The following is a 21,669-nucleotide window of genomic DNA, read 5'->3' as shown; positions in this document are numbered from 1 at the left end:
TAATTTCGTTATTCAGTTAGTTAGTTACCTAGTATCCAGGATTTTGTTTTAAATTTTGATTAGCACCTAAAGCTCCAGCAGGAATTGGGAATAAATCTCTGAAAGATTGTGTTGAAGTACCTCCAGCCACATTTCCTTTCCATGGCCATAAATATGATCCACCTGTGAATTTTCCGAAACGGATCAAATCTGTTCTTCTGTGTCCTTCCCAGTGAAGTTCTCTTGCTCTTTCGTCTAAGATAAAGTTCAAAGTAAGATCACCTTGGTTAACTGTATTCGCTTTTGCTCTTGTTCTTAACGCATTTACGTAAGTAGTTGCAGTTGCTAAGCTTCCGCCTGCACCTCTAATAGCACACTCAGCATACATTAAGTAAGCATCTGCAAGTCTAAAAATTGGGAAATCAGTATCTGCAAAGTTTCCTGCTTTATCTGAACCCTGAACACCATTTACATCAACATTTTTAAATTTCTGAATAGCATATCCATCTGTAAAATTACCAATGTTAGCAATTTCTTTAGTTTGTCCGTCTGTGTAGAACTGACCACGAGTATCTGTAGTAGCAGCAGGAAATTTGTCCACAAAAGCCGAAGTTGTTCTAACACCTGCCCAACCTCCGTTGATACCAAATTGAGTTTTATCCATGCTTCCACCAACTGGAGCGTGAACTAAGAATGTTGTACCTCCGTAAGTTTGAGTACGAATACCGTCGAAAGCAATTGTGAAGATAAATTCTTTCTGAGCACCATTTTTATCATTATCAGCCAAGAATAATTGGTTGTAATTATTATGGATTGAATAACCTGAATTGATTACTTTGTCAATTAAAGGCAATGCCTCAGTATAATGATCTGTACCAATATAAACTTTAGCGTTCATGTATAATTTAGCATGCAACATCCAAGCAGCAGCCTGATCGATACGATATGCTTCATTCGTTTTTGGCGTTTTCAACAATGGCTCGATAGCAGTAAGTTCTTCATCGATAAATTTATAAATCTCAGCTCTTGAAGAGTATTCTGGGTAGTAGAATGTTGTTGGAGAATCTTCTGTTACTATTGATCCTGCTCCAAAAGTATCTACTAAATGCCAGTATGTCATTGCTCTTAAGAAACGAGCTTCTGCACGATATGCTTTTACATCTGCTAAAACAGCTGCATCTGTTACACCTCTTCCAGCTAATTTTGCATCTGTAGTTTGTCTTAAAAACTCATTACAGTTTACAATCTGAAAAGAAAAACGTGCAAATGTTGCTGCGATAAAAGTATCTGCTGATGACCAAGTTTGTGAATGGAAATCTTTAATTGTTCCGTCATTCCAAGCAATTACTGCTTCATCAGTTGTCAATTCCTGCATCATCCAAAAACCTCTGATGTATTGACTTGTTCCCTCATCAATTCCAGAAATATCAGGGCTTCCTGCAGGTCCTTGTTGACCAGTTGTAGCAAAACCTGCATATAATTTTGCTAAATTTTGTTTGTAAGCAGCCGGATCTTTAAAAAGCTCGTCACTACTTACAGAATCTCCGTTATCAGGTGATTGGTTAAGATCATCTGTACATGATGAAAACAACATCGTCATCATAAACAAAGAAATACCTAATAATTTTATTTGTATCTTTTTCATTTTTCTTGTTATTTGAATTAGAAGTTAGCGTTTAATCCTAACATGAAAGTAATTGGTCTTGGATAAAGATTATTATCAATACCATTTGAAATTTCAGGATTCAAACCTTCATACTTAGTGATTGTTAAAATATTTTGAGCTGATGCCGTTAATTTTAACATTGAAATACCTTTTATTTTTTGATTGAAAGTATATCCAACTGTAACGTTATCTAATTTAACAAAAGATGCATCCTGAATATAGTAATCAGATTTTAACTGAAAATTACTTCCTTGTTTGAAACCAGTTTCTAAAAGGTTCTCAACACCATTTGACAAATCATTTTGTCTGATTAAAACATTATTGTATGTACCATTACCAGAATCTACGTTGTTGTACATATAGTTACCCCAAGAACCTCTCCAGTTCATAGAGAAATCCCAGTTTTTGTAATTAAAAGTTGTATAGAAACCATAGAAAATATCAGCAGCTGGTTTGTGAAAACGATACATATCATCTTCATTTACAATTCCATCTTTATTACGGTCTACAAAAACGCCATCCATTGGTTTTCCTGCAGCATTGTAAGCCTGCTCAAATACATAAAATGAATTAGGTGCATAACCAACTTGGTTATTTTGAATTTTATTTCCTGTTCCACCTGCTATATTATCTCCAGCTTCTAATCCAGGAGTATTGTCCTGAGTTGTTGTTAATGCTGTAATTTTTGAATTTTGGAATGTAATATTTCCACCAATTCTCCATTCCATATTATCTTTTTGAACCGGAACTACTTCTCCAGATAACTCAATACCTTTATTTTTAAGACTACCAACATTGTAATTATCTCTATTAGAGAATCCGAAGAAAGGAGGATTCAACGTGTTTAATAATAAATCGTCTGTAGTTCTTTGGTAAACATCAGCAGTACCTGTTACTCTATTATTGAAAAGAGCAAAATCTAACCCAACGTTAATTGTTGTTGTTTCTTCCCATTTCAAATTACTGTTATACGGCTGTGGTCTGTAAGTAGTATAAAAAGTATTTCCTAATTGATATTGAGCTGCACTGTTTGATGCTAAATATAATGGAATAGAAGGATAAGCACTTCCAATATTTTGCTGTCCAGTAATACCCCATCCTCCTCTTAATTTAATAGAGTTGATGCTTGCAACATCTTTCAAGAAACTTTCTTCGTTTAATTTCCAAGCAACCGAAACTGCAGGGAAATTTGACCAGCGGTAATCTTCTGTAAATCTTGAAGTTCCGTCACGTCTGATAGAAACAGTCGCTAAATATTTATCTGCAACAGTAAAATTAGCTCTTCCAAAGAAAGACTGTAAATTGATATGTGTTGGAGTAAATAACTCTACAGTATTTACATCATTCTCAAAATTATAGTTTGATCTGTTTTTTTCTTCTCTAAAATCTTGATAAGTATAACCACCTGTTACGTCAACCTGTGTGCTGATACTTTCAATCATTTTATTATAGTTCAAATACAAGTCCATTAACTTGTTATTTCTCTTCTCTATATTTACATAAGAGTTATTGTATCCAGAACCTTTAAGACCAAATAAATAATCTGCATCTGTTCCACCAAAACCTCTACCGCTCATTTGATCATAACCTAAATTCACTGTAGCCTTTAATTCTGGCAAAAAGTGCATTTTATAATCCAATTGAATGTTTCCGATACTTCTATTAAAGGTACCTAAATTATCTTGTTGATTAATCATTGCAACTGGGTTTTTTCCAGCCAATTGATTAAATTCCGTTGGAGATGCCATCCATTGGAAATAAGTTCCATCAGCATTTCTAACAGACTGTGTTGGATCAAAACCTACAGCTGCACCAACTGCTCCAGTATTACTGTAGTTACTTTTAATTACAGAAGTATTGTTGTTTACTTGAACTTTTAAATGCTTGTCAAAAAAGTCTCCAGTTAACGAAACTCCTAAAGTTGTTCTTTCAAAATTATCTCTTAATAAAACACCATTTAAATTAGTATACCCTACAGAAGCTCTATAAGTAACATTATCAGCACCACCACTTGCAGAAACGTTTTGATCTGTACCCATTGCAGTTCTGTAAATTTCGTCTTGCCAATTTGTATTAGCCTGACCCATTGCTGCTATTTGAGATGCACTTCCGTTTGCATTTACAAAGTCTCTAAATTGTCCGCTTGATAAAGCATCAACTTTTTGAGTAATTTCTGAAACTTGGAAATTTCCATTGTAGCTAACTTTGATATCACCTGATTTACCTTTTTTAGTAGTAATGATGATTACACCATTCGAAGCTCTTGAACCGTAAATTGCAGTTGCAGAAGCATCTTTTAAAACAGTTTGTGATTCAATATCATTCGGATTGATTGTAGATAAAGGGTTTCTTCCTCCTTCAACTCCTCCATTTGCAACTGGAATACCATCAATTACATATAATGGATCGTTGTTTGCACTAAGAGAAGAGCCGCTACGGATTCTTACAATCGGGTCAGCTCCTGGAGAACCACCTCCGTTAATAATCTGCAAACCAGCTACTCTACCTTGAATCATTTGATCAGCAGATTGTACTGGTCCTTTATTAAAATCTTTTGCACCTAAAACTGTTACAGCTCCTGTTGCATCTTTTTTCTTAACAGTACCGTAACCTACTTGTACAACAACCTCTTTAAGTTGGTTTGTATCTTCTTCAAGTGTAACGCTTACGTTTTTTTGTCCAGAAAAAGTTACTGTACTGCTTACATATCCAATAAATGACACGACAATTTTATCACCATTTTTTAAATTTGGCAATTGAAATTTCCCATCAAAATCTGTAGAAGTACCTGCTTTTGAGCCTTGTACATTTACATTTACCCCCGGAATCGGCTGTCCTGTAGCCTTATCGACAACAGTTCCATTCAATGTGCTTTGAGCTAACACAGTAAACGGCAGCAGTAGGAATAAAAATAACAACTTTTTGTAAATTGTTTTCATACTTTTTGTTTAAATTAGTTTGAGTTTGTGATTGTTAGTTAAGTTTTTAATTTTACTTCGAATTTCAAAATTATGAATTTATTAACACGAACAACCGGTGGCAATTTTTATTGGTTTACGAAAACGTGGTAGTGTTGAAAACTTTCTATTTTTTGTAATCTTTTAAGTCAAAAATTGCCAATACCAAAAATATTATCCATCTTTATTATCAATTAGATTTTTTCCAAAAAACACTATGAAACGCAAAATAACCTTAAAACAGATAGCAAAAGAACTTGACGTATCTATTTCAACTGTCTCAAAATCACTTAGAAACAGTCTGGAAATAGGCGAAGAAACGCGTCTAAAAGTGCAAGCTTTTGCTAAGTTTTACAACTATAAGCCTAACAATATCGCTCTTAGCTTAAAAAACCGAAAAACCAAGAGTATTGGTATTATCATTCCGGAAATTGTACATTATTTTTTCTCTACTGTAATCAACGGAATTGAGCAGGTTGCCAATGAACACGGTTATAGCGTAGTAATCTGTTTGTCAGACGATTCTTTTGACAAAGAGGTTTTAAATATGGAAATGTTAGCCAACGGAAGTATCGATGGTTTTATCATGTCGCTCTCGAAAGAAACTCAGTTTAAAGGCGACTTTCATCACATCACAGAAGTCATCAATCAGGGAATGCCAGTCGTAATGTTTGATCGTGTTACCAATGATATTTTGTGCGATAAAGTAATTATTGATGATAAAGCTGCTGCATACGAAGCGGTTCAGAGTTTAATTGATAATGGCCGAAAAAAGATCGCCTTGGTTACTACTGTTGACTATGTAAGTGTTGGAAAATTAAGAACAGACGGTTACGAAAAAGCACTTTTAGACAACGGAATCCCTTTCAACGAAGATTTAATTATTAAAATTGAAGATGTTGATACTTGCGAAATCACTATTTCGGAACTTTTACACGCGAGAGCTTTTGATGCTGTTTTTGCTGTAAACGAGCTTTTTGCAGTAACAATTATCAAAACCGCATCAAAAATGGGATTAAAAGTTCCTGAAGATTTAGCAGTAATTGCGTTTACTGACGGAATTATATCAAAATACTCTACTCCAAGCATTACGACGGTCAGTCAGAGTGGTGAAAAAATGGGTAATAAAGCCGCCAAAATGCTTATTGAAAGGCTTGAAGCCGAACATGACGAAGATGAAGACGAAAACGAAAACTACACAACTGAGGTTATCGAAACCCATTTAATAAAAAGAGAATCTACTGACTAATTTTCTTAAAATCAACGCATTCTAGAGCCATAAAAAATATTTATGGCTTTTTTATTAGCTTAAATAAAAAAATAATTTATACTTTTACGCCCGTCAAGGCTTTTAGTTTTACTTCGAAAGAAACAAAGTTTTGATAAGCAAAGCGCTTATCGTATAATTTTTTCAAATTACGATAATGGAAAAGCGTAAATTAAGTTTCTGGAAAATTTGGAACATGAGTTTCGGTTTCTTAGGAATACAATTTGGTTTTGCACTGCAAAACGCAAATACTTCAAGAATTTTTGAAACCCTTGGTGCTAAAATAGATGAAATCCCAATTTTGTGGATTGCTGCGCCTGTTTCAGGTTTAATTATTCAGCCCGTTATTGGTTATTTTAGTGACAGAACCTGGACTCGTTTAGGAAGACGTCGCCCCTATTTTTTAATTGGAGCCATTTTGTCTTCAATTGCATTATTTATTATGCCCAACTCTCCTACTTTATGGATTGCTGCGGGAACTTTATGGATAATGGATGCCTCTATAAATGTTTCAATGGAACCGTTTCGCGCTTTTGTTGGCGATAATTTACCCGACGAACAACGCGCATTAGGTTTTGTTATGCAGAGTTTCTTTATTGGTACTGGTGCCGTTGTTGGTTCTGTCCTACCTTATCTTTTTACAAATGTTTTCGATGTAAGCAACGTTGCTCCTAAAGGGATTATTCCAGATGCAGTTAAATGGTCTTTCTACATTGGCGGAATTGTTTTTCTGCTTTCTGTTTTATGGACTGTTTTCAAAACTACCGAATATACTCCAGAAGAACTTCATGCATTCGAAGCTAACAGCAAAAAAGATTTAGAAAAAGAGGGGCAAAATTCAGAAATAGAATCTGGAGTTTCTACAAAAAAACAATTGCTTTTAGGAGTATTGTTTGCTGGTATTGGAGGATTAATTTCATTTTTAATTTTCGAAAATAGCCTTGCTAAAGAACTATATATTCTTTTTGTAGGCTTAATTTTCATGGGCGTTTTATTTGTAATTGCATCACAATTGCGAACTAAAAAAGTTCAGAATGGCTTTACCATAATCATGACCGATTTATTGAACATGCCAAGAACAATGCAAAAATTGGCTTGGGTTCAGTTTTTCTCTTGGTTTGCACTTTTCTCTATGTGGATCTATACCACACAAGCCGTTACACAACACATTTTTGGCACTACAGACACCACTTCAAAAGTATACAATGATGCTGCCGACTGGGTTTCTGTTTTATTCACAGTTTATAACGGAGTCGCTGCAGCTGTAGCTTTCTTATTACCAGTTATTGCAAAAAAAGTAGGCGTTAGAGCAACACATTTATTAGCATTATGCGCTGGAGGTGTTGGTTTAATTTCAATTTATTTTATTGGTGATAAACAGTTGCTGATCCTTCCAATGTTGGGAGTTGGTATCGCTTGGGCAAGTATTTTATCAATGCCTTATGCCATGTTATCTGGAGCTTTGCCTGCAGCTAAAATGGGATATTATATGGGCGTTTTTAATTTTTTCGTCGTAATTCCACAAATTGTAGCCGCTACAATACTAGGATTTGTAATCAAACAATTCTTCCATAATGAACCTATTTACGCTCTAATAATTGGAGGAATATCAATGATTTTCGCAGGATTATTGACTCTTAGGGTAAATAGTAAAACTAAAATTGAAATCCATGAATAATAAAAAAGCATTCATCTTCGATCTTGATGGAGTGATCGTTGATACCGCTAAATACCACTTTTTAGCTTGGCAGAAAATTGCCCAGTCATTAAACATAAATTTTACGCATGAAGATAATGAACTTCTTAAAGGCGTGAGCCGAGTTCGTTCGTTAGATATTATACTTGGATTAGGAAATGTTCAAGCTTCGCAGGAAGACAAAGACAAATGGCTGATTCAAAAAAACGAAGATTATTTATCTTATTTAGTTGACATGGATGAAAGTGAGATTCTTCCAGGAGTTTTAAAAATTCTAAAACTATTAAAAGATAAAAACCAAGGAATTGCATTAGGCTCTGCCAGTAAAAATGCAAGACCAATTCTAGAAAAAACAGGGATTCTATCTTACTTCGATGTTATTGTTGACGGAAATGATGTCAGCAATGCAAAACCAGATCCTGAAGTTTTCTTAAAAGCGGCTCAATTATTAGATATTGATCCAAAAAATTCAATTGTATTTGAAGATTCTGTTGCTGGAATTCAGGCAGCAAACATCGCAGAAATGGTAAGTGTGGGAATTGGTGAGGAAACAATTTTACATGAAGCTGACTATATTTTTAAAGATTTTACCCAAATCGAAACAAGCTTTATTGAGAAACTAATTGGTTAATGTGGCAATGTGTCAATTAGATAATGCAATGAAAAATCAATTATCTAATTTTCTGATTAACCCATTTTCTAATTAAAAAATGAAAACGTAGAACAACCAAGCAATTATAAGGATAAGAGTCGAAAAATAATTATCAAATCGACACATTATCTAATTATTTAATTGCCCAATTATCTAATTTAAAAGATGAACCAAGATTATATAAAACCAGACAATTGGTCTATTATTGAAGAAGGATTTGATGCGGAGAGAGTAAAATCTTCTGAAAGTCTTTTTAGTATCGGGAACGGCGCTATGGGACAACGCGCCAATTTTGAAGAATCTTATTCAGCAGAAACTTTCCAAGGAAGTTACATTGCTGGAATTTATTATCCAGACAAAACAAAAGTGGGCTGGTGGAAAAACGGTTATCCGAAATATTTTGCCAAAGTACTTAACGCTCCAAACTGGATTGGAATTGACATTGAAATCAACGAAGAAAATCTTGATTTAAATATGTGTACTGAAGTTAGAAACTTCCGCAGAGAATTGAATATGAAAGAAGGTTGGTACAATCGTTCTTTTGAAGCAATTCTAAAAAACGGAACAGAAATTTCTGTAAATGTTCGTCGTTTTCTTTCCTTAGATTTAGACGAAGCCGGAATCATTAAATACGATATTACACCTTTAAATAAAGATGCAAAAATCGTTTACAAACCTTATGTTGACGCTGGTGTAACCAATGAAGATGCGAACTGGGAAGAAAAATTCTGGGAACCGCTTGAGGTTAAAAAAGGTACAAATGAAGCTTTTGTAACGGCTCAAACGTTTAAAACGCATTTTAAAGTTACTACTTTCATGCACAATACGATTTTGGCAAACGGAGAAAACATCAATGTTTCGCCATCGACAATCGATTCAACAACAGATAAAGTTCAGTATACGTACGGAACTATTATTGCAAAAGGACAAACCTCATCAATCCAAAAAATTGGTGGATATACGGTTTCTCTAAACCACGAAAATACTTTGGCTGGAGCCGAAAAAGTAATTAAATCGGCTGTTGCTTTAGGATATGACGCACTTCTTCAAAATCAAATTGAAGCTTGGGCAAAAATCTGGGAAATGTCAGATATTACTATTGAAGGCGATGTAAAAGCACAACAAGGAATTCGTTTCAATATCTTCCAATTAAATCAAACGTATTCAGGAAAAGATTCTCGTTTAAATATTGGACCAAAAGGTTTCACCGGAGAAAAATACGGAGGATCTACTTATTGGGACACTGAAGCGTATTGTATTCCGTTTTACATGGCTACAAAAGATCAGCAAGTTGCGAGGAATTTATTGACTTATCGTTTCAATCAATTGGACAAAGCGATTGAAAACGCTAAGGATAATTTAGGTTTCAAAAACGGCGCTGCATTATACCCGATGGTTACCATGAATGGTGAAGAATGCCACAACGAATGGGAAATCACACACGAAGAAATCCACAGAAATGGTGCGATTGCTTTTGCGATTTACAACTATTACCGTTACACGGGAGATTACTCTTATATTCCAGAAAAAGGTTTAGAAGTTTTAATCGGAATTGCGCGTTTCTGGCACCAAAGAGCTTCTTTCTCAAAAGAGAAAAATCAATATGTGATTCTTGGAGTTACTGGTCCAAACGAATACGAAAACAACATCAACAATAATTTCTACACCAATTATATTGCAAAATGGTGTATCGATTTTGCTGCAGAACAAATTGAAAAAGTAGCTTTAGAATATCCTTCAGATCACAAACGCATTTTAGAAAAAGTGAGCCTTTCGGCGAATGAAATTCAGGAATGGAAAAAAGTAGCTGATGATATGTATTTCCCAATTTCAAAGGAACTTGGAATCTATTTACAGCAAGATGGCTTCTTAGACAAAGATTTAGTTCCTGTAAAAGATTTAGATCGTTCACAGCGTCCAATTAACCAAAAATGGTCTTGGGATCGCGTGTTGCGTTCGCCATACATCAAACAAGCTGACGTTTTACAAGGTTTTTATTTCTTCGAAGATCATTTTTCTAAAGAAGAATTAAAACTCAATTTCGAATTCTATGAATCATTTACGGTTCATGAAAGTTCACTTTCGCCTTGCGTGCACTCGATTCAGGCTGCTGTTTTAGATAAAATGGATATGGCATATACTTTTTATTTAAGAACTTCTCGTCTAGATTTAGATGATTATAATAAAGAAGTCGAAGAAGGTTGTCACATCACGTCAATGGCTGGAACTTGGATGAGTATCGTAGAAGGTTTTGGTGGAATGCGTGTGAAAAATGACCAGCTTCATTTCTCTCCAAAAATCCCGAAAGAATGGAAAGGGTATTCGTTTAAAATCAATTTCAGGAATCAAATTTTGAAAGTAGCTGTAAATCATAATGAAACAACATTTACTGTAGGCGGCGATCAAGATTTAACAATTGTGGTTAATGGAAATCCTGTAATTGCAAGTAAATTTGTACAAATAAATTAAATTACAATACAATTAAAAACTAAAAAAACATGAAAAACTTATTTTTCGCAAGTTTAATTTTGTTTGCGTTTAGCACAGTTGCAAAAGCGCAGCAGTTAAAATCACCCGAAGGCAAGTTCGTAATGGAATTTTCTCTTCAAAACGATGGGACTCCAACGTACAATTTAAAATACAAAAACAAAGAAGTTGTAAAAACCAGTAAACTAGGTCTTGAACTTAAAGATGATAAAAAATCTTTATTGAATGACTTTACGGTTGTTGATACTAAAACTTCGACTTTTGATGAAACTTGGAAACCAGTTTGGGGAGAAGTAGATCATATCAGAAATCATTATAATGAATTGGCTGTGACTTTAAATCAAAAAGGAACCGACAGACAAATCATTATCCGTTTCCGTTTATTCGAAGACGGACTTGGATTTAGATATGAATTCCCAGCGCAAAAGAATCTTACTTATTTTGTAATTAAAGAAGAAAGATCTCAATTTGCAATGACTGGAGATCATACTGCTTTCTGGATTCCAGGAGATTATGATACTCAGGAATACGATTATACAAAATCGAAATTATCTGAAATTAGAGGTTTATCTCAAAAAGCATACACTGCAAACGTTTCTCAAAAATCTTTTTCACCAACAGGAGTTCAGACTTCTTTGATGTTAAAAACTGCTGACGGAATCTACATCAACTTGCACGAAGCGGCTTTGATCAACTATTCTTGTATGCACTTGAATTTAGATGATAAAAACTTAGTTTTCGAATCTTGGTTAACGCCAGATGCAAAAGGTGATAAAGGTTACATGCAAGCGCCAAGCCACTCGCCTTGGAGAACGATTATGGTAAGCGACGACGCTAGAGAAATCTTGGCTTCAAAAATGACTTTAAACTTGAATGATCCATCAAAAATTGATGATACTTCTTGGATTAAGCCAGTAAAATATGTTGGTGTTTGGTGGGAAATGATCACAGGAAAAAGCTCTTGGTCATACACAAATGATTTCCCAACAGTTCAATTAGGAGTTTCTGATTTTTCAAAAGCAAAACCAAGCGGAACGCACGGTGCAAACAATGCTAACGTAAAAAAATACATTGATTTTGCTGCTGCAAATGGTTTCGATGCTGTTTTAGTAGAAGGATGGAACGAAGGCTGGGAAGATTGGTTTGGACACTCAAAAGATTATGTTTTTGATTTCTTGACGCCTTACCCGGATTTTGACGTAAAAGGTTTGCACGAATACGCAAAATCTAAAAATGTAAAAATCATCATGCACCATGAAACTTCAGGTTCTGTTCGCAACTACGAACGCCATATGGATGCTGCTTACAAATTCATGAAAGACAACGGATACGATGCTGTAAAAAGCGGTTACGTTGGAGATATTTTACCTCGCGGTGAAAACCATTACGATCAATGGATTGTAAATCATTACCAATACGCTATCGAAAAAGCAGCTGATTATAAAATTATGGTGAATGCTCACGAAGCAGTTCGTCCGACAGGAATCTGCAGAACGTACCCGAACTTAATTGGAAACGAAGCAGCAAGAGGAACAGAATACCAAGCTTTTGGAGGTTCTAAACCAAATCACGTTACGGTTTTACCATTTACACGTTTAATTGGTGGCCCAATGGATTACACGCCGGGAATCTTCGAAATGGATATCAGCAAGATGAATCCTGATAACAAATCGCATGTAAACAGTACAATCTGTAATCAATTAGCATTATACGTAACAATGTACAGTCCGTTGCAAATGGCTGCTGATACCCCAGAAAACTACAACCGTTTTCCAGATGCATTCCAATTCATTAAAGATGTGGCTGTAGATTGGTCAGAAAGTAAATATATTGAAGCTGAACCAGGAGATTTCATCACAGTTGCGCGTAAAGCAAAAGGAACAAACAACTGGTTCGTTGGAAATGTAAACGGAGAAACTTCTCGTACGTCAAACATCGATTTCAGCTTCCTTGAAAAAGGCAAAAAATACACTGCAACAATTTATGCTGATGCAAAAGATGCGCATTACAAAACAAATCCGCAAGCTTATACCATCAAGAAAATTGCTGTAACAAGCAAATCAAAATTATCTCAATTATCTGCTCCTGGCGGAGGTTATGCGATAAGCATTATTGAAACAAAATAATTTAATTAACCATATAAGAAATGTAAGTTCATTTAAAATTAAAATCTCCCCAGTTTTTTTCTTAATTGTTCTTACATTTCTTATATGGTTTAAATTCATCTTTACTATGAATAACCTAAAAATTAACCGCACATTCTACAAATTAGTTTTAATGGTTTTGTTGTTTTCCGCTTCCGCAAAAGCGCAAATCCAAAAAGTAGAACCGCCATTTTGGTACGCCGGAATGAAGAATCCGGAATTACAGATTATGTTCTACGGAAAAAACATTTCACAATATGAAGCTTCGGTTTCAAATAATGTTGTGATCAAAAATGTTGAAAAAACAGAAAACCCAAATTACCTTTTTGTTACAATTGATACGCAAAACATCAAAGCTTCTGAATTGGTTTTCTCTTTCAAAAACAACAATAAAGTAGCTTTTACTCAGAAATATTCGCTTAAAGAAAGAAGAGCAAATTCGGCAGACCGAAAAAGTTACGATGCATCGGATTTGATTTATTTAATCATGCCGGATCGTTTCGCAAATGGGAATCCTAAAAACGACACTGATGCCGTTTTAACTGAAAAAGGAAACCGCGCAGAACCGGGAGGACGCCATGGTGGAGACATAGAAGGAATTATTAAAAACCTAGATTATATTTCTTCTTTGGGCGCTACAACAATCTGGAGTACGCCTTTATGCGAAGACAACGACAAACAGCATTCGTACCACACTTACGGACAATCAGATGTTTACAAAATCGATCCGCGTTACGGAACCAATGACGATTATGCTCGTCTTTCTGCAGAAATGCACAAAAAGAACATGAAACTGGTTATGGATTATGTTACGAATCACTGGGGAATTACGCACTGGATGATGAAAGATATGCCAACAAAAACTTGGTTCAATCAATTTGAAAATTTCACGCAAACCAATCACAGACGTGAGGTAATTCCGGATACGCACGCTTCAAAATCTGATCAGGAAGTTTGTGTTGACGGCTGGTTTGTGCCTTCAATGCCGGATTTGAATTTAAGAAATCCTCTGGTTGCAAAATACTTAACTCAAAACGCTATCTGGTGGATAGAATTTGCGAATCTTGACGGTTTCAGAGTGGATACTTACAACTATTCTGATCCAACTGCAATGGCAAATTGGGCAAAATCAATTACAAATGAATATCCAAACTTTAATATTGTAGGCGAAATCTGGATGCACAATCAGGCAAGTTTGGCCTATTGGCAAAAAGACAGTAAAATTGGAGCCATCAAAAACTACAATTCGAATTTGCCAAGTGTAATGGATTTTACACTTCAAAGTCAAATTACTTCTGCTTTCAACGAAGATACACCAAACTGGGATAGCGGATTGATTAAATTCTACAACAATTTTGCGATGGATTATTTATATCCAAACACCAATAATATTTTAGTTTTTGCAGAAAATCATGACACAGATCGTATGAACGAAAAGTTCAAATATGATTTACCAAAATACAAACTGGCCATGACTTTACTAGCAACCATTCGCGGAATTCCGCAAGTGTATTATGGTACAGAAATTGGAATGGGCGGAGATAAAAGCAAAGGCGATGCCGATATTCGTCAAGATTTCCCTGGCGGATGGGCTGTCGACAAAAATAACGCTTTTACCGCAGCAGGAAGAACGGCTCAGCAAGCGCAATATTTTGATTTCACATCTAAATTATTCAATTGGAGAAAAACGAATGAAGCCGTTCATTTTGGAAAAATGACACATTATATTCCTGAAAACAATACGTATGTTTATTTCAGATATACCGATGCTAAAACCGTAATGGTGGTTTTCAATAACAATGCAAAGGAGCAAGTTGTAAAAACAAATCGTTTCAAAGAAAACATCAAAAACTTTAAATCAGGAAAAGATGTTATCACAGGAAAAACATTCGATTTAGCTACTGAAATTACTTTAGAACCAAAATCAGCTTTGGTTTTAGAATTGGAATAACAGTATTTTTTCTCTCGCAGATTTAGGAGATTGAGCAGATAATTAAAAAAGAAAATCTGCCGAATCTGCGAAATCTGCGAGAAACTATTTTTTCCGCCACGAATTCACGAATTTTTATTTTCAAACATTGTCAAAAAATAATTCGGGAATTCGTGGCTATTTTTTAAACACAATGCATCCTAAAATATTCTAAAATAATGAAAAAATACACTTTCCTTTTTTTATCTTTAGTATACTTAACAATGAGTTGTTCTGGCTCAAAATCAGTTACAATGAATAATACTTCGAAAACACCTTTCGTTTGGGAAGGAGCAAATGTTTATTTTTTACTTACAGATCGTTTTTATAACGGAGACACTTCTAACGATGTCAATTTCAACCGAACCAAAACTCCCGGAAAATTACGCGGATTTGAAGGCGGTGACATCATCGGAATCACTAAAAAAATCGAATCAGGCTATTTTGAAAAACTAGGAATAAATGCCATTTGGCTTACGCCGATTGTCGAACAAATTCACGATGGCGTTGACGAAGGAACCGGTCTTAGTTATGGTTTTCACGGTTATTGGGCAAAAGACTGGACGGCTTTAGATCCAAACTTTGGAACCAAAGAAGATTTAGCAAAACTCGTAAAAAAAGCACATGAAAAAGGCATCCGAATAATTCTTGACGGTGTAATAAATCATACAGGACCAGTAACTCCAGAAGATCCCGTTTGGCCTTCTGATTGGGTTAGAACTGGTGTTGTTTGCGATTATAAATCTTTCGAGAATACAACCATGTGTACTTTGGTTGACAATCTTCCAGACGTTAGAACTGAAAGTAATCAGGAAGTAGCACTCCCTCCTTTTTTAGTTGAAAAATGGAAAAAAGAAGGTCGTTACGAAAAAGAAATTGCTTCGCTTGACGAATTCTTCAAAAGAACAAACTATCCAAGAACACCAAAATATTACATCATAAAATGGCTTACAGATTATATTGTAGAATTTGGAATTGATGGTTACCGCGGAGATACCGTAAAACACACCGACGAAAACGTTTGGGCCGATTTTAAAAAAGAATGTGATTACGCTTTTGAAACTTGGAAAAAACATCATCCGTTGGAAGTTTTAGATCAAAATCCGTTTTATACGATTGCCGAAGTTTACGGCTACGGAATCAGCGGTGGTCAGGATTATGATTTTGGAGACCGAAAAGTAAATTATTTTCAAAATGGCTTCAACAGCATGATCAATTTTGAATTCAAATGGAACGCGGCTCAAAATGATTACGAGGGTTTGTTTTCAAAATATTCCAACCATTTAAATAATGACTTGAAAGGTTTTTCAGTTTTAAACTATATGTCTTCTCACGACGACGGTCAACCTTTTGATGCAAATAGAACAAAAGGTATCGAAGCCGGAACCAAATTGTTGCTTTCTCCCGGAATATCTCAAGTTTATTATGGTGATGAATCTAATCGTTCTTTAGTTGTTGAAGGCACTCAAGGCGATGCAACCTTACGTTCAAATATGAATTGGGATGCTATTCAGAATAATTCTGAAACGCAGAAAGTAGTTTTGCATTGGCAGAAATTAGGACAATTTAGACGTAATCATCCGGCAGTTGGAGCTGGTGTTCACCAATTAATTAATGCTAATCCTTATACTTTTTCTAGAATCTTCACCAAAGGCGCTTTTACAGATAAAGTAGTTATGGGAGTTGATTTACCAAGAGGCAGAAAAGAACTTCCTGTTGGCGACATCTTCCCAAACGGAACTAAATTAAAAGAGGCTTACTCCAATCAAAATATAGAAGTTATTGACGGAAAAGTGATTATCGACAGTGAGTTTGATATTGTTTTACTGGAATTAATTTAACCGCAAAGCACGCAAAGAAATACGCAAGGTTCGCAAAGGTTTATAAAATCTTTGCGAACCTTTTTAATTAAATTAAAAAACTTGTGACCTTTGCGTAAAACTTTGCGACCTTTGCGGTTAAATTCACAACAGATGCTCAAGATTGCCCATCGCGGTGCGAAAGCCTACGAACCTGAAAATACTTTGCAAGCCTTCCAAAAAGCTTTAGATTTAAATTCAGACGGAATTGAACTTGACGTTCACTTGAGTTCTGACGGGCATATAATCGTAATTCACGATGAAACCATCGACAAAATGACCAACGGAAAAGGTCTTGTAAATACCTTTACGTTATCGGAATTAAAATCATTTTTGATTGATGGAAAATATGAAATTCCAACTTTAAATGAGGTTTTTGATTTAGTCGATAAAAAATGTTTTATCAATATCGAATTGAAGTGTAGAGGCCCACAGCAGAGTGTCTATGAATTAATCGAAGAATATGTTTCAGATAAAAACTGGACTTACGATCATTTCATCGTTTCAAGTTTTGACTGGATTGCTTTGCAGGAAATTCACAACCTGAATCCAAAAATTCCAATTGGAGTTTTAACCGAAACTGATCTTAATTTGGCTTTGGCTTTCGCCGAAACTATAAAAGCAAAAGCAATTCATCCTTATTATCATTTATTAAGTGACGAAAATACTAAACAAATGCAGGAAAAAGGATTTCTAGTTTTGCCTTGGACAGTAAACATTGAAGAAGACATTCAAAAAATAAAAAGTTATAAAGTAAACGGAATCATCACTGATTTTCCAGATAAAATATGATCAAAAATTTCGACATTATCATCGTTGGCGGAGGCGCTGCAGGTTTTTTTACTGCGATTAATATTGCAGAGAAAAATCCGAAACTAAAAATTGCCATTTTAGAAAGAGGAAAAGAAGTACTTTCTAAAGTCCGCGTTTCTGGTGGCGGACGATGCAACGTTACGCACGCTTGTTTTGAACCCAACGAATTAGTAAAATTTTATCCGCGTGGTGAAAAAGAACTTCGTGGACCTTTTCATCAATTTTGTTCTGGTGATACAATCGAATGGTTCGAAAAACATGGCGTAGAATTAAAAATAGAAGATGACGGACGAATGTTTCCGGTTTCTAATTCTTCACAAACGATAATCGATTGTTTCTTAAAAGCAACCGAAAAACTTGGCATAAAAGTACTAACCGGACAAAGTGTACAATCCATTTTCAAAGCTGAAAATCATTGGAAAATTGATACACAAACTGATAATTATGCTGCCGGAAAATTAATTCTGGCAACGGGAAGCAATCCAAAAATTTGGGAAATGCTTCAGGAACATGGACACGCAATTGTAAGCCCTGTTCCTTCCCTATTTACTTTCAACATTAAAGATTTGAGAATTAAAGAATTACCCGGTGTTGTAGCACAGGTTACGGTAAATGTAAAAGATACCAAACTAGAATCTACCGGACCTTTGTTAATCACGCATTGGGGAATGAGCGGACCTGCAATCCTTAAACTTTCGGCTTGGGGCGCTCGTATTTTGCACGATAAAAATTATCAGTTTACGATTTTCGTTAATTGGTTAAATGATGTTGATACTGAAGATGCTGAAAAAATCCTAAAAGACTTAAAACAGGAACATGCTAAAAAAGCCGTTTCAAAAAAATCGCCTTTTGATTTTCCAAATCGTTTATGGGAAAGTTTGGTTTTGGCTTCGGAAATTGATTCTGAAACTAAATGGGCCGATTTATCTAAAAATCATTTACAGAATTTAGCCTCTCAGCTTACAAAAGCAAAATTTCAGGTAAACGGAAAAAGTACTTTTAAAGAAGAATTTGTAACCGCTGGCGGCATCGATTTAAAGGAAATCAACTTTAAAACAATGGAAAGCAAAATTCATGAAAACCTTTATTTTGCTGGAGAAATTGTCAATATCGATGCAATTACAGGAGGTTTTAATTTTCAAAATGCCTGGACAAGCGGGTTTATTTTAGCCAATAATATTTAATAAAATGAAATTTAAAGGAATTATTTTTGATTTAGACGGGACGTTAGTAGACTCATTACACGATATTTCAGATGCAATGAACACCATTCTTCAAAGTCTAAATTATCCAACCCATACTTACGAAACGTATCAATATTTTATTGGGAGCGGTTTACGAAATTTAGTCAGCAAAGCTTTGCCTTCTTCCAATAATAATGAAGAACAAATTGAAATCTGTTTCAATTTGATGGTCAATGAATATCGAAAAATCTGTACTTTAAAAACAAAACCATACACCGGAATTGTCGAATTATTAGACAGTTTGACTTCACAAAATATCAAATTAGCGGTTTTTTCCAACAAAGCTGATGAGTTGACTAAAAAAATAGCATCGGAAATATTTCCTGATTATTTTGACACTGCAGTTGGTTTAAGCACAGAAGCATTAAAAAAGCCAAATCCGTTTGAAGCCATTGAAATAAGTAAAAACTGGAATTTGAAACCTGAGGAAATTCTTTTTGTAGGCGATTCTGATATTGATATGCAAACAGCTGTAAATGCCAATATGTTTCCCGTAGGCGTTTCTTGGGGCTATAGAACCGAAGAAGAGTTGAAAAACAGCGGTGCAAAAGTCGTTGTCAATAAAGCTTCGGAATTAATCGAAATCTTGTAAAAGTTTTCAGTCGCAGTTTTTAGTCACAGTCCTGCAAACTGAAAACTGCGACCGAGACTACAAAACAAATTAACAAGAATTTACAGATTCCGTAAGTTTTCATTAAGACTATTCTAATAATTTTACTCTCAACTAATTAATCCTGTATGAGAGTAAAATTACTTACCACAATTTCTATTTTCACTTATCAACTTGGCATTTCCCAAACCGAAAAGTTATTGAATGGAAAAGTCCTTTCTCAAAACATTTCTATACCAAATGTTGAAGTAATTAATAAAACTGCAAAAACCAGTACCAGAACAAATGAATTGGGAGAATTTTCTATTCTAGTTCGTCCAAAAGACAGTTTGATTTTTTTCTCCAAAGATTATTTCTTCAAAAGATTAAGAGTTTCTCTGGAAATTATAAATCAAAACAATATTATTGTAAGTATGACTTTGAAACCAGAAGAACTGGATGAAGTTGTCATTAAAAACATAAAATTTCCTCATGTTGGTCCTGCTGACGAAAACTCGATCATCGTACCAAGACCTCCATTGTCTACTGGCGTCTACGACGGAACTATTGCAAATGGCGCCGATTTAATGGCTATTTTTAGTTTATTTAGAAAAAAAGACAAAAAAGCTAGATATAAATTCCAAGAATTAGACTTTAAAAAATTAGCAGAAGCAACTGTTCCGTTGGATTTTTTTACAAATGACTTAAAATTAAATCCTGACGAAAAAGAACTATTTCTACAATTCTGCGATGCCGATCCTAAGGCTAAAATTCTCGTAGAACAGAAAAACCTACTTTATACTATGGACTTTTTACACACTAAAAGCAAAGAATTTAAGATGTTAAACTCCGGAATAAAAAACTAAAAGTTCATTAAATGAAAGTAAAATTACTCACCACAATTTCCTTTTTCACTTACCAACTCTCTATTTCTCAAACCGAAAAAACACTTCACGGGAAAGTAGTTTCAAACAGCTTAATTCTCAAAGGTATTGAAGTCATTAACAAAACTGCTCAAACAAGTACAACAACAAATACTTTGGGCGAATTTTCGATTTCTGTGAAATTACAGGATAGCTTGTTGTTTTTCTCCAAAGATTATTTATTCACACGATTAAAAATTACAGCAAAAGAAATTGAAAACAACAATCTTATTGTAAACATGATCCCGAAGGCGGAAGAATTAAATGAAGTCGTGATTTTAGACAGGAAAACTACCTCAATTTCACTCAGTAAAGAAGATATAAAACAAATAAAACTAAACGATCATAAATCAAGACCAGGGTTAAAAATTGAAGGTTTTAATGAGGTAAAGGGAAGCCCCTTAGACATCGATTTCATTTATTTGGGCAAGCAAGTTTACAACTTATTCAAAAAAGACGAAGAGCCTAAAAAAGAAACTCCAAAAATTGATTTCAGAAAATTAATTACCACAACTTGTTCTGAAGATTTTTTTGTCAAAGATTTAAAATTGAATTCTGAGGAAAAAGAGCTCTTTATTCAATTTTGTGATGCCGATCCAAAATCTATTATACTTTTAGGAAATCCAAATATTCTGGCAACAATGGAATTTTTATATGCCAAAAATGATGAGTTTAGAAAGCTGAAAACCGAAATTAAAAACTAAAGTTTGATGAAAGTAAAACTACTTACCACAATTTCCTTCTTTACTTATCAGCTTGGTATTTCTCAAACGGAAAAAGTTTTAAACGGAAAAGTTCTTTCAGAGAATATACCACTTAACAAAGTGGAAGTAATTAATAAGACCACTAAAATCAGCACTACAACAAATGAATTGGGACAATTTTCAATTTTGGTAAAAGCGCAAGACAGTCTTATTTTTTTTTATAAGGATTCTTTTTTCTCAAGGTTGAAAATTTCACAGGAAAATATTAATCAGAATAATATAATCGTGAATACAATTCTGAAACCCGAAGAATTGAAGGAAGTTGTCATAACTAAAGTCAAATTTGATAAAGTTAAGTTCGATGCTGATGCTGTTGCAGATGTATTGATTAGTAAAAATGCCAAAGATTTATCCTGGAATACAGGAGTTAGTGATAATACTATTAGAGAAGCTCTTCGAGTTTCATTCCCCTTAAAAGGCAAACAAAACAAAAAAATTGAACTTGACGACGATCGTTTTAAGAAACTAATACTGGCTTATTGTCCACCCGATTTTTTTATCAAAAATCTAAAACTAAAACCCGAAGAAAAAGAACTCTTTATTGATTTTTGCGACTCAGATCCCAAATCGAAAATGCTTTTGGAAAATCCAAATGTTTTGGCTATTATGGATTTTCTTTATGCTAAAAATGAAGAATTTAAGAAGCTAAAATAGATTAAA

General features: G+C 34.5%; 15 protein-coding genes. 13 read left to right on the top strand and 2 right to left on the bottom strand.

Annotated features, from left to right (window positions below; all coding sequences use genetic code 11):
• Positions 1-28: 28 nt before the first annotated feature.
• Together RB619_RS06810 and RB619_RS06805 are read right to left on the bottom strand one after the other, a co-directional pair.
• The gene (locus RB619_RS06810) at positions 29-1,624 is read right to left on the bottom strand and encodes a RagB/SusD family nutrient uptake outer membrane protein (protein WP_308095711.1); all 1,596 of its coding nucleotides are present in this window, start codon (positions 1,622-1,624) and stop codon (positions 29-31) included.
• A 17-nt stretch (positions 1,625-1,641) separates the two neighbouring features.
• Positions 1,642-4,584 carry a TonB-dependent receptor gene (locus RB619_RS06805; RefSeq protein ID WP_308095710.1) on the bottom strand — a complete coding sequence of 981 codons (2,943 nt, stop codon included), beginning with the start codon at positions 4,582-4,584 and terminating at the stop codon, positions 1,642-1,644.
• Between the two features lie 235 nt (positions 4,585-4,819).
• Between RB619_RS06805 and RB619_RS06800 the strand changes: the two genes are divergently transcribed.
• The 13 genes from RB619_RS06800 (at position 4,820) to RB619_RS06740 (ending at position 21,663) form a co-directional block, all read left to right on the top strand.
• A complete protein-coding gene (locus RB619_RS06800) occupies positions 4,820-5,851 on the top strand; it encodes a LacI family DNA-binding transcriptional regulator (protein WP_308095708.1) in 1,032 nt (343 codons plus the stop codon).
• A 175-nt stretch (positions 5,852-6,026) separates the two neighbouring features.
• Positions 6,027-7,547 (top strand): MFS transporter, encoded by a 1,521-nt coding sequence (locus RB619_RS06795; protein WP_308095706.1) that lies wholly within the window; start codon positions 6,027-6,029, stop codon positions 7,545-7,547.
• Positions 7,540-8,196 (top strand): beta-phosphoglucomutase, encoded by a 657-nt coding sequence (gene pgmB, locus RB619_RS06790; RefSeq protein ID WP_308095704.1) that lies wholly within the window; start codon positions 7,540-7,542, stop codon positions 8,194-8,196. The genes RB619_RS06795 and pgmB overlap by 8 nt, the downstream gene beginning before the upstream one ends.
• 186 nt (positions 8,197-8,382) lie before the next feature.
• Positions 8,383-10,686, top strand: coding sequence for a glycoside hydrolase family 65 protein (locus RB619_RS06785; protein ID WP_308095702.1), 2,304 nt, complete (start codon positions 8,383-8,385; stop codon positions 10,684-10,686).
• A 29-nt stretch (positions 10,687-10,715) separates the two neighbouring features.
• Positions 10,716-12,830: a glycoside hydrolase family 97 protein gene (locus tag RB619_RS06780; protein ID WP_308095700.1), complete on the top strand. Its 2,115-nt coding sequence runs from the start codon at positions 10,716-10,718 to the stop codon at positions 12,828-12,830.
• 106 nt (positions 12,831-12,936) lie between these two features.
• Positions 12,937-14,799: a glycoside hydrolase family 13 protein gene (locus RB619_RS06775; RefSeq protein ID WP_308095698.1), complete on the top strand. Its 1,863-nt coding sequence runs from the start codon at positions 12,937-12,939 to the stop codon at positions 14,797-14,799.
• A gap of 197 nt (positions 14,800-14,996) precedes the next feature.
• Positions 14,997-16,658, top strand: coding sequence for an alpha-amylase family glycosyl hydrolase (locus RB619_RS06770; protein ID WP_308095696.1), 1,662 nt, complete (start codon positions 14,997-14,999; stop codon positions 16,656-16,658).
• A 132-nt stretch (positions 16,659-16,790) separates the two neighbouring features.
• Positions 16,791-17,468, top strand: coding sequence for a glycerophosphodiester phosphodiesterase family protein (locus tag RB619_RS06765; protein ID WP_308095694.1), 678 nt, complete (start codon positions 16,791-16,793; stop codon positions 17,466-17,468).
• The gene (locus tag RB619_RS06760) at positions 17,465-18,673 is read left to right on the top strand and encodes an NAD(P)/FAD-dependent oxidoreductase (RefSeq protein ID WP_308095692.1); all 1,209 of its coding nucleotides are present in this window, start codon (positions 17,465-17,467) and stop codon (positions 18,671-18,673) included. The genes RB619_RS06765 and RB619_RS06760 overlap by 4 nt, the downstream gene beginning before the upstream one ends.
• 4 nt (positions 18,674-18,677) lie before the next feature.
• The gene (locus RB619_RS06755) at positions 18,678-19,325 is read left to right on the top strand and encodes an HAD family hydrolase (protein WP_308095690.1); all 648 of its coding nucleotides are present in this window, start codon (positions 18,678-18,680) and stop codon (positions 19,323-19,325) included.
• Positions 19,326-19,471: 146 nt separating this feature from the next.
• Positions 19,472-20,188 (top strand): hypothetical protein, encoded by a 717-nt coding sequence (locus RB619_RS06750; protein WP_308095688.1) that lies wholly within the window; start codon positions 19,472-19,474, stop codon positions 20,186-20,188.
• Between the two features lie 11 nt (positions 20,189-20,199).
• A complete protein-coding gene (locus RB619_RS06745; protein ID WP_308095686.1) occupies positions 20,200-20,949 on the top strand; it encodes a hypothetical protein in 750 nt (249 codons plus the stop codon).
• 6 nt (positions 20,950-20,955) lie between these two features.
• A complete protein-coding gene (locus RB619_RS06740) occupies positions 20,956-21,663 on the top strand; it encodes a hypothetical protein (protein ID WP_308095684.1) in 708 nt (235 codons plus the stop codon).
• Positions 21,664-21,669 lie beyond the last annotated feature (6 nt).

Origin of the sequence: Flavobacterium sp. LHD-80 (assembly GCF_030929605.1) — a bacterium.
Classification (GTDB): Bacteria; Bacteroidota; Bacteroidia; order Flavobacteriales; family Flavobacteriaceae; genus Flavobacterium.
The sequence above is the reverse complement of the archived record's forward strand: the minus strand, read 5'-3'. Positions and strand labels throughout refer to the sequence as shown.